The organism is Ensifer sp. ENS03, from assembly GCF_014852035.1.
GTDB lineage: Bacteria > Pseudomonadota > Alphaproteobacteria > Rhizobiales > Rhizobiaceae > Ensifer > Ensifer adhaerens.
This window is the reverse complement of the sequence record NZ_JACVAV010000001.1, coordinates 1,132,981-1,148,301: the sequence shown is the minus strand read 5'-3', so window position 1 is coordinate 1,148,301 and position 15,321 is coordinate 1,132,981. Positions and strand designations below refer to the sequence as shown.

14 protein-coding genes are annotated in these 15,321 nt (G+C 63.3%); 6 read left to right on the top strand and 8 right to left on the bottom strand.

Features of this window, described 5'->3' with window-relative positions:
- Positions 1-18 precede the first annotated feature (18 nt).
- Positions 19-885: an AraC family transcriptional regulator gene (locus IB263_RS05625; protein WP_034804048.1), complete on the bottom strand. Its 867-nt coding sequence runs from the start codon at positions 883-885 to the stop codon at positions 19-21.
- A gap of 127 nt (positions 886-1,012) precedes the next feature.
- On the opposite strand from IB263_RS05625, the gene IB263_RS05620 reads away from it, so the two are divergent.
- Positions 1,013-1,945 carry a phytanoyl-CoA dioxygenase family protein gene (locus tag IB263_RS05620; protein ID WP_060604174.1) on the top strand — a complete coding sequence of 311 codons (933 nt, stop codon included), beginning with the start codon at positions 1,013-1,015 and terminating at the stop codon, positions 1,943-1,945.
- A gap of 46 nt (positions 1,946-1,991) precedes the next feature.
- On the opposite strand, the gene IB263_RS05615 is transcribed toward IB263_RS05620, so the two are convergent.
- The 3 genes from IB263_RS05615 to IB263_RS05605 form a co-directional block, all read right to left on the bottom strand.
- On the bottom strand, positions 1,992-2,843 hold the full coding sequence (locus tag IB263_RS05615) for an MOSC domain-containing protein (protein WP_034804054.1): 852 nt from the start codon (positions 2,841-2,843) through the stop codon (positions 1,992-1,994).
- Between the two features lie 180 nt (positions 2,844-3,023).
- On the bottom strand, positions 3,024-3,680 hold the full coding sequence (locus tag IB263_RS05610) for an HD domain-containing protein (RefSeq protein ID WP_034804057.1): 657 nt from the start codon (positions 3,678-3,680) through the stop codon (positions 3,024-3,026).
- A gap of 6 nt (positions 3,681-3,686) precedes the next feature.
- Complete coding sequence (locus tag IB263_RS05605) at positions 3,687-6,566, bottom strand: DUF2339 domain-containing protein (RefSeq protein ID WP_192437878.1); 2,880 nt, start codon at positions 6,564-6,566, stop codon at positions 3,687-3,689.
- 195 nt (positions 6,567-6,761) lie between these two features.
- On the opposite strand from IB263_RS05605, the gene IB263_RS05600 reads away from it, so the two are divergent.
- Positions 6,762-8,774: a PhoX family phosphatase gene (locus IB263_RS05600; protein WP_192437876.1), complete on the top strand. Its 2,013-nt coding sequence runs from the start codon at positions 6,762-6,764 to the stop codon at positions 8,772-8,774.
- Between the two features lie 239 nt (positions 8,775-9,013).
- Here IB263_RS05600 and IB263_RS05595 read toward each other — a convergent pair whose 3' ends face one another.
- Positions 9,014-9,523 (bottom strand): PaaI family thioesterase, encoded by a 510-nt coding sequence (locus IB263_RS05595; protein WP_034804064.1) that lies wholly within the window; start codon positions 9,521-9,523, stop codon positions 9,014-9,016.
- Positions 9,524-9,539: 16 nt separating this feature from the next.
- Complete coding sequence (gene recO / locus IB263_RS05590; protein WP_192437873.1) at positions 9,540-10,286, bottom strand: DNA repair protein RecO; 747 nt, start codon at positions 10,284-10,286, stop codon at positions 9,540-9,542.
- 214 nt (positions 10,287-10,500) lie between these two features.
- On the opposite strand from recO, the gene IB263_RS05585 reads away from it, so the two are divergent.
- The gene (locus tag IB263_RS05585) at positions 10,501-11,244 is read left to right on the top strand and encodes a L,D-transpeptidase (RefSeq protein ID WP_034804083.1); all 744 of its coding nucleotides are present in this window, start codon (positions 10,501-10,503) and stop codon (positions 11,242-11,244) included.
- 103 nt (positions 11,245-11,347) lie between these two features.
- Here IB263_RS05585 and IB263_RS05580 read toward each other — a convergent pair whose 3' ends face one another.
- Positions 11,348-11,830 (bottom strand): SRPBCC domain-containing protein, encoded by a 483-nt coding sequence (locus tag IB263_RS05580; RefSeq protein WP_060604160.1) that lies wholly within the window; start codon positions 11,828-11,830, stop codon positions 11,348-11,350.
- 50 nt (positions 11,831-11,880) lie between these two features.
- Here IB263_RS05580 and IB263_RS05575 point away from each other — a divergent pair, with 50 nt between their 5' ends.
- The 3 genes from IB263_RS05575 to rkpK all read left to right on the top strand — a co-directional run bounded on the left by IB263_RS05575 (position 11,881) and on the right by rkpK (position 14,781).
- A complete protein-coding gene (locus tag IB263_RS05575) occupies positions 11,881-12,204 on the top strand; it encodes a helix-turn-helix transcriptional regulator (protein ID WP_192437871.1) in 324 nt (107 codons plus the stop codon).
- A 77-nt stretch (positions 12,205-12,281) separates the two neighbouring features.
- A complete protein-coding gene (locus IB263_RS05570) occupies positions 12,282-13,298 on the top strand; it encodes an NAD-dependent epimerase (RefSeq protein ID WP_060522104.1) in 1,017 nt (338 codons plus the stop codon).
- Between the two features lie 169 nt (positions 13,299-13,467).
- Positions 13,468-14,781 (top strand): UDP-glucose 6-dehydrogenase, encoded by a 1,314-nt coding sequence (gene rkpK, locus IB263_RS05565; RefSeq protein WP_060522103.1) that lies wholly within the window; start codon positions 13,468-13,470, stop codon positions 14,779-14,781.
- Positions 14,782-14,814: 33 nt separating this feature from the next.
- On the opposite strand, the gene IB263_RS05560 is transcribed toward rkpK, so the two are convergent.
- Complete coding sequence (locus tag IB263_RS05560) at positions 14,815-15,132, bottom strand: hypothetical protein (RefSeq protein WP_034804097.1); 318 nt, start codon at positions 15,130-15,132, stop codon at positions 14,815-14,817.
- Between the last annotated feature and the right edge of the window lie 189 nt (positions 15,133-15,321).

Here is a 15,321-nt window from a genome sequence, read left to right as displayed (position 1 = left end):
CCGGAATTGATGCCTTGATCAAGCGGCGCTGCGGAACCGGTCGCGAAACGCTCTCGGCGTCATGCCCTTGGCCGCCTTGAACTGGCGATTGAAGTTGGCAAGCGAACGATAGCCGACGGCATCGGCGACATGAGCGATCGAACGCGCCGAACCACTGAGCAGCGCGCAGGCCTCGCCGATCCGCAGGCGCATCAGATATTCCGAGACCGGCATGTTGAGGTGGCGCAGGAACAGGCGATGCAGGCCGGAAAGGCTGAGCGCGGCCAGATCGGCAAGTTCGTCCATCGACGGGTTTTCGGCGTAATGCAGGTGGATATGGTCGAGCACCCGGTCGAGGCGGCCACGGTCGACCGATCGGCCTGATGGCGTGACGACCCGGCTCGACAGTGGTGTTACCGCCTGCTCGCGCGCCAGGATCGTCAGCATCGACAGGACGTCCGGCAGGCGCTCCTCCGGCGCCAACCGGCGCAACCCTTCGAACAGCGGCCGCACGCGGGTGGCCACTTCCGGCGTGAACTGCAACCCTGGAGCCGAACGCTCGAACATCGCCTTGACGCCGGCGAGTTCGACGAAGCCTTCCTCCAGGCGCTCCACCCATTCCGGATGGAACCAGAGCACCAGCGCCACGTGCGGTTCGGCCTCGTCGACCTTGCCGGCGGAGTGCCAGGTGTGCGGCAAGTTGGAGCCGACCAGCACGAGATCGCCGTCCTCATAGGCACCGATATGGTCTCCGATGAAGCGCTGGCCGCGCGAGTTGAGCGTCAGCGTCAGTTCGAACTCGGGATGATGGTGCCATTGGAACGGGATGGCATCGTCGAGCCGGCGGTCTAGCAAGATTGATGAGGCATTGGTCGGCCTCGAGATCTTCTGCAAAACAGCCTTCATGTTGCACCATTCGCTCCTCGGAAGCCAGAATAGTATCAATGTTGGCAGGCTGCGTGCAACAGCGGCACCGTTGAAAGGGCTAGGTTTTCTCCATCACCAATCAAACCTGCCAGGCGAGGAGATCCCCATGCAGCCACTCAGAGACAGTCACCCGACGGCGGCCCATCTCGATATTCAACTGAAGGACATCCGGAAGCAGTTGCCTCTGCGCGTGCTTTCGGAAGCGGACTGGCAGCACTGGATCACCAAGGGCTACGTCATCGTCCGTCAGGCGGTACCGGCGACCAATGTCGAGCGGCTCGTCGAGTTGCTCTGGCGCTTCGACGAAAAGGATCCGGCCGACCCTTCGACCTGGTATGCGCCGCAGCGACGCGAGCACAAGATGAAGGAACTCAACAACACCGGCATGCTGGAGATCTACAACCACCAGTATCTCTGGGACAACCGCCAGGAGCCGCGCATCTACGGCGCCTTCGTCGACATCTGGGACCGCGAAGACCTGTGGGTGACGATCGACCGCGCCAACCTCAACCCACCGAAGAAGGTCAAGGGCAATCCCAACGGCTTCATACATTGGGACGTCGACACCTCAATCCGGCCGCTGCCGATCGGCGTTCAGGGCGTGCTCAGCCTCAAGAAGCAGGACGGCGACGTCGGCGGCTTCCAATGCGTGCCGGAACTGTTCGAAAACTTCGAAAGCTGGGAGAAGACTCAAAGCGCCGACCGCGACCCGATGCACCCCGACATGACCGGTCTTTCGACCGTCAACATCGAGATGGAGGCCGGCGACCTGATGATCTTCAACAGCCTGCTGGCCCACGGCGTGCGGCCCAATCATTCCGATGGCCGCGTGCGCATGGCGCAGTACATTTCGATGCATCCGGCGGAATGGGGCAATGTCGCCGAGCGCGAGGAACGGGTGCGCCTGTGGCGCGAGCTCGACCATCCGAAGCGCGACGCCTTTCCCGGCGACCCGCGCGAATGGGAAAAGCACAACGCCTCCCCCGCCAGCCTTTCGGATCTGGGCGCCAAGCTTCTCGGTATCACGCCCTGGGCTTGATACCGAGAAACGCGTGAGATCGTTTCCGTCCGGAATTGCTTCTGAACTAAGCCGAAGCACGCACCTTCATCGGCCAGCGCTCGCCGCGTCGGCCGATGATCTTGACCTCATCGCCGAGCTTCACGGTGCCTTCGCTGCGCGGCACCGCATTCCAGCCGAAGAGCACGCCGGTCACGCGGCGGTCGGCCGACATGCGCTTCTCCGCCAACCCCTGGATCGGATTGCCGCCGATGCGCTCGCCGGTGATCTGGTCCTGGGTCGTCATGATGCAGCGCGAGCAGGGTTTGACGAGATCGAAGCGGATGCCGCCGATCTCGACGCTCTCCCAGAAATCCTCCTCCCAGGCTTCATCGCAGTCGACGAGGATGTTGGTGCGGAACCGTTCCATGCCGACCGGTTCCTGGCCCTTTTCGGCGAGCGTCCGGTTGAGATCGGCAAGCGAACCCGTGGTCGTGATCAGGATCGGAAAGCCATCGGCAAAGCCGACGGGTGCGGCCGCTCCTGCCCATTCGGCGCCGACGAGCCGTTCGGCCGAGGCGTCCATATGGGCGAGCCTGACCGGGCGGCCGAACCATGAAGAGAGAACCTCGTCCGTCGTTTCATCCGACACGGCGGCATCGACCTCGCTGCCCCAAACGACGACGTTCAGACGACGGTCCGGATCGAAGCGGACGGAGATCTCCCGCTCACCCATCCTCAGGTGCACGCCGCCATCGATGTGGCTCGCCTCAACCTGCGCCAATGTCTGCAGTTCGCGCTGGGTGATAAAGCGCCCATCCGGCTGGATCAGCATGAAACGCCGGTCACCCTCGACGCCGTCGAGATTGACCGAGACCGTCTCGCGGGCAATCGCGCGACCGCTCTTCAGCGGATGAATGTTGAGGCCGGTCACCTTCATGGACAGTTCCTTCCATCTTCAAAAACTGATTCAAGCGCCTGACGATCCGATTCACCGGGCGGCTGCAATCCGTTGAAAGGCCTAGATCATTTCTCGGTTTGATGGAAACGGAGAAATGTTCCGGTGCAATCGGCGCGGCACAATCGCTCGCAGAAAAGCGCCCCACGCCCTTCCCGGCAACTAGATTTCATCCAGCATCATGGCGAGCACGTCGCGTAGCCGCTGCTCACGCTCGTGAGCCAGACGGCGGCCGGCCTCGGTCTTGAACCCGTCAGCGAGCCGGAAGAGCTTGGTCTCGAAATGATCGATGGCGAAGGCCTTGTCATCGAGCGCCCGCGCCTCAGCCAACGGATCGAGCGGGTCGTAAAGGCCGCTGCCCATGCGCCCGGCGATGTAGAAGCAGCGGGCAGCGCCGACCATGCCGATCGCATCCAGCCGATCGGCATCCTGAAGGATCTTCGCCTCCAGGGTTTCCGGCGGGATGTTCGCCGAGAAGCTGTGCGTCAGGATGGCGTGCGCCACCGCGGCAATCTCATCCGTGCCCCAACCGAGATCTTTCAGAATGCCCGTCGCCTTTTCGGCCGCCAGTCGTGATGCCTGCGTGCGCAGGGGCGAGTTCTTCTCGACCGAGACGCAGTCATGCAGCAGCACCGCGGCGGCGAGCAAACGCGCCTCACTGCCCTCCTCCGCCTGGATGCGGGCGGCATTCTTCCAGACACGGATCAGATGTGCGGCATCGTGCGAGCCGTCATCGGCGGCGAAGGCATGCGGCAGCAACGCCGCCGCAAGTTCCTCATGCGGCGCGAAGGCGGCCGCGAGTTTCGAAATCTCTGTCATGATGTCCTATTGCTGTTCGGCAGGCTTTGCCGGCGCCGTCGGTGCAGCGCCAACGCCGGACAAGATCTTCTGGTAGAAGAGCCCTATCCCGATCAATACCCCGCCAAGGCCGATGAAGGACAGAGCCCGCAGGAAACCTTCGAGGTTGGACATGTCGATCAGGAACACCTTCAGCACGGCAACGAAGACCAGAACGGCCGACGCGATGCGGATGCTCTTGGCATGGAAGCGCGAGCCGAGCACCAGCAGCAGCACGCCGAGCAGCAGCCAGACGACCGAATAGGTGTAGGTCTCGCCCTGCAGAAAGCCCTTCCAGTCCGCGATGTTTTCCCCCTGCCAGACACGGCGGACCGTGAGGCTCGCCCAGGCGAAAGCAAGCACCGCGCCGCTGACCGCAAGTGCCATGACATAGGGCAAGGGCCGCTTGTCGCGTGCATACCAGGCGAGCCCCGCATAGCCGAGCCCCGGTAACAGGTAACCGATCAACAGCAGGTCGAAGAACGGGATGCGCCCCAGCAGTTCGCCGCTGAAATAGGGGTTGAGGCCGAGGAGATGCGCCGAAAGCACCGACAGCATCGAGAGCACGCCGAGGCCCATGCCGCCGTAGCGGAAGACCGGGCTCGGTGATTTCATGTCGAGGCTCATGAAGATCGCCGAGGCGCCGATTGCCAGCAGCGTGTAGATCGACTGCTCGCCGAGGGTCGGCACCGCGCTGTCGAGCACGCCGCCGTTCATCGCATGACGCACCAGGATCGCGAGCGTCAACAGCACGAAAAGGCTGGCAAGCGCCTGCAGCAGGTTGCGCACGCGCGTGCCTGGCCAGGATCTCAGGAAATAGGCGGAGCCTGCAAGCAGCACGGCGGGAATGCCGTAGCCCGGCAGCAGCGCATTGAAGACGGGCGTAGTGCCGAGATTGCCGGCACCGACGATCGTCGGCTCCCAGGCGATGCGCCCGAGTACGACGACGGCCGCTGCACCAGTCATCCACGGAAGAATCGGCCAGGTGCGGATCCGCGTGGCGAGCGCATAGGCCGTGCCGAGCACGGCGATCGCAAGCGTCGTGACCAGCCCGTCCGTCCGGGCGTGGAGGGCAAGCACGAGAAAGGTGAAGGAGCCGGCCACCAGCAAGCCGGCCGCCGTATCGCGCGCCATCGCCTCGCTTTCGCGGCGGTAGAGCCAGTCCGCAAGCGCCAACAGCGCCGCCCCGGCGACGAGCGAGAACAGGCCGTGCGGCAGGTCGAAGGAATAGTTGCCGGTCATCAAGAACGACATCGCGACGAGCGCGACCGGAACGACCGCGGCGATGCCCGCCCAGAGTGTCGAATATTGCGGATGGGCGACGAGCCGGCGCGACAGCACGAAACCGCCGAGTGCGACGAACAGCGCCGCAAGCAGCATTGCGGTGATCATCGCGGTGCGCCCGGGCAGGACGACTGCCGGAAGAGCGTCGGCCAGCGAGGGATCGAGATAGGCGAGCACGCCGCTCAGCGCCGTCAGGCTCCAGACGCCAGCAACAGCGCCGACCGCTGAAAGCACGGCGGGATAGACTGCCGTTGTCCGCCAGGCGCCCAACGCCGCCAGCGCCGCAACGACAACTGCAAACTCCGCCACCGGAAAGCGGACCGCATAGACTGCCGGGCTGATGAGGAGGAGCGCAAGCATGGTGACGACGATCGCGGCCGAAATGGAGATTGCCGCGTGCGGTGGAACGAACAGGCGTTCCCATGGCCCGACGACGGCCCGGGGTCGGGTTGTCGCTTCGGTCGGCTCCAGCATTTCGGACCCTTCAGTCGCATCACGCACTTCGCGCGCTTCTGCCACTGGCTCCCGTTCGATGGCGGCAGGCCAGATAAGTCCGATGCCGGCGATCATCACAAGTAGGACGAAAGCGACCGGCCGTGCTTCGAAGGGCGATGCCGCAGCGACATAGGCAAGGCCCCAGAGCCCTATGCCAACATTGGCAAGCGTCGGCACTACGGTCCATCGGCGCAGCCGCGATGCAAGCAGGGTCGCGAGCCAAACGATCGCGAGGAAGCCGAAAAGAACCCAGGGGCGCGGTTCGTTGCTCGAAACCAGCGCCGGCGTGATCAGCGAGGCAAGCAGGCCGAGGCCAGCGAGCGCCTGCCCATGCAGCAGCGACAGACCAACCGTGGCGAGCGAAATCGCCGCCAGGAGAACGAAGGCCGTGCCCGTGCCGATATAGTCGTAGATGCCATAGGCGGCATAGGCGACCCCGAAGAGGGTGACGGCACCGGCCGCCGTCAGGATGCCGGGGATCATGGCGTTCTGGAATTCGTTGGCGATCACGGGCACCGCGCGCCGACGGATGACCTCGCCTGCCGCCATCAGCAGGAGGCCGAACAAGGCAGCAAGCGTCAGGCGAACCGCCGGGCTCAACAGCCCGGCATCGATTGAATACTTGACCATGAAGACGCCGCCGAGCGCCAACGCGATGCCGCCAACCCAGACGGCCCAACGGGCGCCGAGGCGACTTTCCAGGCTTTCGGTCTGACGGGGTACGGTTGCGACCGGCTGCGGTGCTTCCGTGCTGGCAGCGATCGTCTCCTCGCCCTCGATTTTGGCCGCGGCTCCTTCCGCATCGCCGAAAATCCGCGCGCCCTCGCGCGCACTGGCCGAGAAGGCGGCAGCGGCATCGTCCAGCGTCTCTGGCTCCGGCGTCTCCGACATGGCCGACAACTCGTCCGCAGCCGCAAACGCCTCGGTCGCCGTTTCAGCCGGGGCGCCTCCCCCCGGAGCGGCCTTCAGCGCCACGACCTCCGCCTTGAGGGCGGCGAGTTCGGCACCAAGACGCTCGGTCGTCCTTCGGTTGCCGAGATAGGCGGACAGGGCCAGAATAAAGGCAGCTAAAGCAATAAGTTCGAACATACTTTCCCCTGGCAGTCGCAATCGCCGGCGCGCGCAACCATACAGACTTTTATGCAAGCGCCAAATCTATAGACGGCCGAGCGCTGTAATCTCTTCACGGAAATGTCGCAGAACTGTCATGGGGCAGCTGGTACAGGCGGATGAACACCGCTGCCTTGCGCGGTGGTTTCCATCGTTCAACCAGGAGACCCGATCATGGACAAGCATCTCGCCCAGACGGAAGAGACCGAATTCAAGACGCTGACGGAACGCAGGGAAGAGCTGGAAGATGTCGGCCACAACTGTTCCGCCAATCCGACGATGGGCGACATCATCCACCGCCGCTTCTCGCGCCGGTCGTTCATCGGCGGCTCGCTGGCAGTTGCCGCGATCTCGACCACCGTCAGCCCGCTCGCTCTCCTGACCGCCGAAGAGGCACGCGCCGAGGAGGGTTCGCGCTTCGACTTTACCGAGATCGAAGCCGGCGTCGACGAAAAGCACCATGTGGCCGAAGGTTACGATGCCGACGTCCTGCTTCGCTGGGGCGACAAGATCTTCGCCGACAGCCCGGAGTTCGACCCGAAGAACCAGACGGCCGCTGCCCAGGAAAAGCTGTTCGGCTACAACAACGACTATGTTGGCTTCATCCCGCTCGACGGCAGCGCCGACCACGGCCTGCTCGTCGTCAACCACGAATACACCAATGCCGAACTGATGTTCCCGGCCTTCGCCAGCGTCGTGAAGGAAAAGGTGACGAAGGACGGCAAGGAAGTCGAGGAAGAGAAGGTCGTTCTCGGCGAATACAGCAAGGAGCTGGTCGACATCGAGATGGCCGCACATGGCGGCACGATCATCGAGATCCGCAAGGTCGACGGCAAGTGGCAGCCGGTTCTCGACGGCAAGAACAACCGTCGCATCACCGTCAACACCGAGATGCAGATCACCGGCCCGGCCGCCGGTCACGACCGCCTGAAGACGCCGTCCGACCCGACCGGCAAAAAGGTGTTCGGCACGCTCAACAACTGTGCCGGCGGCGTCACCGCCTGGGGCACCTACATGATGGCCGAAGAAAACTTCAACGGCTATTTCGGCGGCGAGATTGCCGAGGACCATCCGGAATACAAGCAGCTGAAGCGGCTGGGCGCACCGGGCGGCCAGTATGAATGGGCGTCCTTCTACGACCGTTTCGACGTCTCCAAAGAGCCGAACGAAGCCAATCGCTTCGGCTGGATCGTCGAGGTCGACGCGCTTGATCCGACGTCGGTGCCGAAGAAGCGCACAGCCCTCGGCCGCTTCAAGCACGAAGGCTGCGAATCGATCGTCAACAAGGACGGCCGCGTCGTGCTCTATTCCGGCGACGACGAGCGCTACGACTATGTCTACAAGTTCGTGACCAAGGGTACTTTCAACCCTGGCGATCGCGCCGCCAACATGGACCTCTTCGACGAGGGCACGCTCTATGTCGCCAGGTTCGACGAAGACGGCTCCGTCACCTGGATGCCGCTGACGCACGGCGAAGGCCCGCTGACCGAAGCCAACGGCTTTGCCTCGCAGGCGGACGTGCTGATCAACACCCGTCTTGCCTCCGACGCGCTCGGTGCCACCAAGATGGACCGTCCGGAAGACGTTCAGCCGAACCCGAAGACGGGCAAGGTCTACGTGATGCTGACCAACAACACCAAGCGCAAGGCCGAAGAAGTCGACGCGGCCAACCCGCGCGCCAAGAACGCCTTCGGCCACATCGTCGAGATCACCGAGACCGACGGCGACTTCGCGTCGCTGAAGAGCCGCTGGGACGTTCTCTTGAAGTGCGGCGATCCGAGCGTTGCCGAGGTCGGCGCTTCGTTCTCGACCGCCACCACCAAGAACGGCTGGTTCGGCATGCCCGACAATTGCGCCATCGACACCGATGGCCGCCTCTGGGTATCGACCGACGGCAACAACGAGAAGGACACCGGCCGCACCGACGGCATCTGGGCGATCGACACGGACGGCGCCGCCCGTGGCACGTCGAAGCTCTTCTTCCGCGTGCCGGTCGGCGCCGAAATGTGCGGCCCCTGCTTCAACCCGACCTCGGACACATTCTTCCTCGCCGTCCAGCACCCGGGCGACGCCGGCCTTGCAACTTACGAGACGCCGGCCACCCGCTGGCCGGACTTCCAGGACGACATGCCGGTACGTCCGGCTGTCGTCGCCGTAACGAAGCAGGGCGGCGGCCGCATCGGCTGATCAGGACTGCGATTACAAAGAGGAACGCCGCGCCATTCTGCGCGGCGTTTCTTGCTTCCGACATTGCTTGAGCGACGCAATTCCGGGCAGAAAACCGCTTCGCACTTTTCCTGGAATTGCTCAGCTTGAAGTGACGCAATTCCGGGCAGAAAACCGCTTCGCACTTTTCCTGGAATTGCTCAGCTTGAAGTGACGCAATTCCGGGCGGAAAACCGCTTCGCACTTTTCCTGGAATTGCTTTAACGCCTGAGATTGTCGATCGGGAAGATGGCGCAGGTTTCGGTGCCGTGGGCGAGCAACTTGCCGTTACGGTCGCGCAGCCAGGCTTCGGAGGTCGCGATGGTGCGGCCACGATGCACGATGCGCCCCTCGCAGAAGACCTCGCCCATATCGGGCAGCAGCGGCCGCACGAGGTTCACCTTGAACTCGACCGTCGTATAGGCCTCCCCAGGTTTGACGGTGGTGAAGACAGCGCAGCCGAGGGCCGAATCCATGATCGTTGCCGTCCATCCGCCATGCACTGTGCCAAGCGGATTGAGGTGTTCCTCGGTCGGCAGCCCCTTGAAGACCACCCGACCCTCCTCGACTTCGCTCAACCCGAACTTCAGCGTCTTCGACATCGGCGGCGCCGGCAGCTCGCCGCTCAAAAGATCCTGCATTGCCTTGAGACCGCCATCGCGGGCGACGCGGTCGAGCGACAGCACGCCGACGCCGGATACGGACATGCCGGGATAAAGCTCTTGGTACATCGATAACTCCTGGGAATCAGGCGGCTGAGGATTGCGCTTTCAGCGCCTTCAGCGCCGCATGGACGAAACCGTCGCGGGCGGAAGAAACGTCGAGGCCGCGCGGCTCATAGACATGGCGGTGGAGGAAGAAGGCGGTCAGGCGGAAGGCGGCGGCGAGGCTGTCGTGATCCGCAGCCCTTCGCGCTTCGGCCGAAAGGAAGTCCGGCAACGCCAACATGCGGTCGGCATAACGCTCTCCGGCCTCCCGGCAGACCGCCCTGCCCGATTTCGGCGAGACATAGACGAGTTCGGTACGAGCACCGGTTGCAACGCATTCGGTGAGATCGAGCCCGAAGCCGAGGTCGTTGAGGACTGCGAGTTCGAAACGGACGAACAATTCGCCGGCGTCGGCGGGATCGGCCAGATGGTCGACGATGACGGCTAGCGCCTCATAGAGATGCGGATGCGGGTCGCGCTCGGGAAGCAGCCTAAGGAGAGCGCCGATCGCCTGGATACCATAGACCGAGGTTGCCGTTTCCATCAGCCGGGCGGCCCGCAGCTCCACCGGTTCAATCCGGAATTCGCCCATATGCTCGTCGAGCCGGGCGCGCCAGGTGACCTCCACCGAGTTGCCCGGCTGCAGCACCGGCTGCATCGAACGCGAGCGGCCGGAGCGCACCATGCCGAGATGCCGGCCGTGGGTAGCGCTCATGACCTCGACAATGGCCGAGCTTTCGCCGTGCCGCCGGATCCCGAGAATGATGGCCTGATCGCTCCATTGCATGGCTATGGCATACACCCGCGGTCGAAAGCGGATCAAGCTGTCTTGCGGAAGCAAAACGCCATTGCCGACTGTAGCCTTTCGGCCACACCTAATGGTTGCCTCATTTGCGACATGCTGTCGCCGCCCCGACGCCGTCTTTGACATTAGAACGGAAGGGCGGCAAAAGCCGTGTCTCCCGCCCGAAAATGACAATCAGCAGGATCAAAACTTTATTATGTGTGTGTCCCGGAACAGCGCCGGCCGCCTGGCGCAGCTCTTCGCCCTTCTTCTCGCCACCTCGACGCTCGCAAGCTGCGTCACCACGTCGGGGCCAGCCAAGCCGAAGGGACCGGATCCATACTACGTGGCGATGTACGGCCCGCTGCCGAACGAGAAATTCCCACTGGATGCCATCGACATCAGCAAGGTCGACAAGCGCTATCTGCGCCAGCAGGTCGCCTACCAGACGCATGAGCCGCCGGGCACGATCGTGATCGATACCCAGAACCGCTTCCTCTACCTCGTGCAGGATGGCGGCATGGCGATGCGCTACGGCATCGGCGTCGGCAAGGCCGGCCTTGAGTTCGAAGGTGAAGCGCGGATCGCGCGCAAGGCCGAATGGCCGCGCTGGACGCCTACGCAAGAGATGGTGGCGCGCGAGCCGGAACGTTACGGCCCGCTTGCCGGCGGCATGGAGCCGGGCGTGCGCAACCCGCTTGGCCCCCGCGCGCTCTATCTATTCCAGGGCAACCGCGACACGCTGTTCCGCATCCACGGCACGACCGAGGCCTGGTCGATCGGCAAGGCCGTGTCCAGCGGCTGCATCCGTCTCTTCAATCCCGATATCATCGACCTCTACAGCCGCGTACCGGTCGATTCGCGCGTCGTCGTGCTGCAGGCCGAACCGCCGATGACGGAGCCGGCCGGCGGCATTCCCATGGCGAGCGCCGCCAATGGCGGCCTTCCTCCGATGTATTGAGGCGCCGAATGCTCAGCCGGGCGCGCCTCAGTGACGCCCGGCGCATTCAGGCACATTAACGCCCGTTGCTTAAGTCGGCGCCGCACTGCAGACGACCGGCCGGCTAGGCCTGTGGCTCGAGCGCCGGCTTGCCTGAGAGTTCGCTGAGGTAATAGCCGTCGCGCAGGTTAATGCCGTATTCGAGCCAGGCCTTCATACAGGCGAGCATCTGCGACCAGCCCTCGCAGTTGATGTAGGAACTCTTCTGCCCCTGCGCGTTCTCGCGCCAGCCGGTTTCGGCGATCGTCACCATCGTGGCGCCATCCTCCAGCGGCTGGAAGCGCATCTCCACACGGGTCTGGTAGGCATCCTCGCCCTCGGCGACCATGGCGCCCCAGCAAAAGACGATACGCTCGTTGGGCTCGACCACCTCCACCTGGATCGGCACCTCGCCCCACCAGGTCACGGTTGCGCCGGCCACCAGCGGCCCGCTGATGCCGCCGAGCGTCACGAAGTAGCGGCTGAGCTGGTCCGGATTGACGACCGCATCAAATACCTGGGCGACAGGGCGGCCGATCCGTCCGTTCACACGAAATTCAAAGGGCATGGCGTATTCCTCCTGTCGGGGCCAACAAGAGTATGTTATAGAAACATAACATGTCAACCGATTCGAAAGACGACCTGGTATTCAAGGCGCTCGCCAACGGGCTGCGCCGGCAGATGCTCGACGCCATGCGCCAGGAGCCGCAGACCACCGGCATGCTCTGCGAGCGCTTCAGCAATCTCGACCGCTGTACGGTCATGCAGCACCTGAAAGTCCTTGAGCAGGCCGAGCTCGTACTCGTCCGCCGCGAGGGGCGTGAACGCTGGAACCATCTGAACGCATTGCCGATCCAGGCGATCCATGATCGCTGGATCAGCCAGTATGCCGGCCATGCGATGTCGGTGCTGTCCGCCCTGCTACAGGACCTCGACCGGTAACCAGACCGATGGTTTCGGCTTTCAATCGATCGGCTTTCTTCGTATGAACGGCCGATACGTAAATTGGGGACATCGTCGTGCGCTACCTCATCACCGGCACCGCAGGCTTCATCGGCTTTCACCTCGCCAAGCGGCTGATCGACGAAGGGCATTTCGTTGTCGGCTTCGACGGGATGACCCCCTATTACGACGTTACGCTGAAAGAGAATCGGCACGCGATCCTCGCTCGCTCGAACGGCTTCAAGCCCGTCGTCGGCATGCTTGAGGACAGAGACGCGCTGCGCCGGGCGGCCGAGCTCGCCGAACCCGAAGTCATCATCCACCTCGCCGCCCAGGCGGGTGTGCGCTACAGCCTCGAAAACCCGAAGGCCTATGTGGATTCCAACCTGGTCGGCTCCTGGAACATGCTGGAACTGGCGCGGGAGCTTAACCCTAAGCACCTGATGCTGGCCTCGACCTCCTCGATCTACGGCGCCAACGAAAAAATCCCGTTTGCCGAAACCGACCGTGCCGACGAGCCGATGACGCTCTATGCCGCCACCAAGAAGTCGATGGAGCTGATGGCGCACAGCTATGCCCATCTCTACAAGGTGCCGACCACTGCCTTCCGCTTCTTCACGGTCTACGGCCCCTGGGGGCGGCCCGACATGGCCCTGTTCAAGTTCGTCGATGCCATCCACAAGGGACAGCCGATCGATATCTATGGCGAAGGCCGCATGAGCCGCGACTTCACCTATATCGACGACCTGGTCGAGGGCATTCTCCGGCTTTCCCATGTGGCGCCGGCGGAAGAAAACCGCGTGCCGGAGGAAAAGGCCGAGGACACGCTCTCGCGCCAGGGGCCTTTCCGCGTGGTCAATATCGGCGGCGGGCAGCCGGTCGAACTGATGACCTTCGTCGAAACGGTCGAGAAGGCGGTCGGCAAGCCGGCGGTGCGCAACATGCTGCCGATGCAGCAGGGCGATGTGCCCCGCACCTACGCCTCCCCCGACCTTCTCGAAGCGCTGACCAATTTCAAACCCTCGCTTTCTGTCGAAGAGGGCGTGGCGCGCTTCGCTGCCTGGTACAAGGATTACTACAACGCGAACCGGTGAGCCGCTCACCAGCTACTCCCCACGGATTATTCTGCTGGCGGGACGGCTTGCTTTAAGCGCAATCGAGCATAAATGGGTGTGAACCTGAGCGCATAAGCAATTGCAAAAATACGCAATTGCACGTTCTATGAACTGAGTTCGCTGTGGAACACAACAAGGGAAAGAGCCTATGAAAATCACGATGATCGGCGCCGGCTATGTTGGCCTTGTTTCCGGCGTGTGTTTTGCGGACTTCGGTCACGACGTCGTTTGTCTCGACAAGGATGAGAGCAAGATCGACGCCTTGATGCAGGGGCGCATTCCGATCTTCGAACCCGGCCTGGACCAGTTGGTGGCCAGCAACGTCGCTTCGGGCCGCCTTACCTTCACGACTGATCTCGTTGCCGCCGTCGCCGACAGCGATGTCATCTTCATTGCGGTCGGCACGCCGTCACGGCGCGGTGACGGCCATGCCGACCTTTCCTATGTGCATGCGGCTGCGCGCGAGATTGCCGAGAACCTCAAGGGGTTCACCGTGATCGTGACGAAATCGACCGTTCCGGTCGGCACCGGCGACGAGGTCGAGCGCATCATCCGCGAAACCAATCCGGACGCCGATTTCGCCGTCGTTTCCAACCCGGAATTCCTGCGCGAGGGTGCCGCGATCGAGGACTTCAAGCGGCCCGACCGCATCGTCATCGGCCTTTCGGGCGACGACGCGCGGGCGCGGGACGTGATGACCGAGGTCTATCGTCCGCTCTATCTCAACCAGTCGCCGCTGGTCTTCACCTCGCGCCGCACGTCCGAGCTGATCAAATATGCCGGCAATGCGTTCCTCGCGATGAAGATCACCTTCATCAACGAGATGGCGGATCTCTGCGAGCGGGTCGGTGCCAATGTGCAGGATGTCGCCCGCGGCATCGGCCTCGATGGCCGAATCGGCTCGAAATTCCTGCATGCCGGTCCAGGTTACGGCGGATCGTGCTTCCCGAAGGACACCCTGGCGCTGGTGAAGACCGCGCAGGATTATGACAGCCCGGTGCGACTGGTCGAGACGACGGTGGCCGTCAACGACAACCGCAAGCGGGCCATGGGCCGCAAGGTCATCGCAGCGGCCGGCGGGGACGTGCGCGGCCGCAAGATCGCGATCCTCGGCCTCACTTTCAAGCCCAACACCGACGACATGCGCGACAGCCCGGCGATCGTGGTCGTCCAGACGCTGCAGGACGCTGGCGCCCATGTCATCGGCTATGACCCGGAGGGCATGGAAAACGCGAAGAAGGTGATCGACGGGATCGACTACGCCAGCGACCCCTACGAGGCCGCCAACGAAGCCGATGCGCTGGTGATCGTTACCGAATGGAACGAGTTCCGGGCGCTTGATTTCCGCCGGCTCAAGACCGTGATGAAGACGCCCATTCTCGTCGACCTCAGGAACATTTACCGCGAGGACGAGGTGGTAAAGCACGGCTTCAGCTATTCGAGCGTCGGCCGGTCGCTCTGACAGGAGCGGCTGCGCCCGCTCAGCCCCAAGAAGCTAGGCTTTCGGTATCGGCAAGGGTGGCAGGGTTTCCCAGCTCTTGCCGGCGAGGATGACGCAGCTTCGCCCATTGACGTCGGTGACGATCAGCGTCCAGCTGCCGTTGTCGGCAGCGTAAATCTCCATGATCGCCTGCTGGTTGATCAGCGCGGTTGCCGCCTGCTTCTCTTGATATTGCCGCGTCAGAAACGCGATCACTTCGGACCGGTCGGCACAATTGACCGGAGCCTGGGAGATCGCGGGAACGGGACGCGCCGCCACGCCCGCCGCCAAGAGGGCGACCAATGCCAGGCCGCGGATCGCACTGCCCACCATCACCGAACTCCTTTCACCGGACGCCCGGCGAAGGAGTTTGCGTTGACCTTTCCGTCGCCGGCCGGCTGCGGCATGGGCACAATATGTCCGCGCCGCCCTGCAGTCAGTATGGTGGAAAGGCCAGATTATTACAATTAGCTAATTTATAGAGCATGCGGCCGGGGACGCCGGATGCGCCCGCGGCGAAGG

Bases quoted from the DNA above. Each gene is read 5' to 3' on its own strand.
- IB263_RS05560 (WP_034804097.1), bottom strand. From the start codon at position 15,132: ATGGTGGGCAGTGCGATCCGCGGCCTGGCATTGGTCGCCCTCTTGGCG.
- IB263_RS05595 (WP_034804064.1), bottom strand. From the start codon at position 9,523: ATGTACCAAGAGCTTTATCCCGGCATGTCCGTATCCGGCGTCGGCGTG.
- IB263_RS05585 (WP_034804083.1), top strand. From the start codon at position 10,501: ATGTGTGTGTCCCGGAACAGCGCCGGCCGCCTGGCGCAGCTCTTCGCC.
- IB263_RS05615 (WP_034804054.1), bottom strand. From the start codon at position 2,843: ATGAAGGTGACCGGCCTCAACATTCATCCGCTGAAGAGCGGTCGCGCG.
- rkpK (WP_060522103.1), top strand. From the start codon at position 13,468: ATGAAAATCACGATGATCGGCGCCGGCTATGTTGGCCTTGTTTCCGGC.
- IB263_RS05625 (WP_034804048.1), bottom strand. From the start codon at position 885: ATGAAGGCTGTTTTGCAGAAGATCTCGAGGCCGACCAATGCCTCATCA.
- recO (WP_192437873.1), bottom strand. From the start codon at position 10,286: ATGCAATGGAGCGATCAGGCCATCATTCTCGGGATCCGGCGGCACGGC.
- IB263_RS05600 (WP_192437876.1), top strand. From the start codon at position 6,762: ATGGACAAGCATCTCGCCCAGACGGAAGAGACCGAATTCAAGACGCTG.
- IB263_RS05575 (WP_192437871.1), top strand. From the start codon at position 11,881: ATGTCAACCGATTCGAAAGACGACCTGGTATTCAAGGCGCTCGCCAAC.
- IB263_RS05605 (WP_192437878.1), bottom strand. From the start codon at position 6,566: ATGTTCGAACTTATTGCTTTAGCTGCCTTTATTCTGGCCCTGTCCGCC.
- IB263_RS05610 (WP_034804057.1), bottom strand. From the start codon at position 3,680: ATGACAGAGATTTCGAAACTCGCGGCCGCCTTCGCGCCGCATGAGGAA.
- IB263_RS05620 (WP_060604174.1), top strand. From the start codon at position 1,013: ATGCAGCCACTCAGAGACAGTCACCCGACGGCGGCCCATCTCGATATT.
- IB263_RS05580 (WP_060604160.1), bottom strand. From the start codon at position 11,830: ATGCCCTTTGAATTTCGTGTGAACGGACGGATCGGCCGCCCTGTCGCC.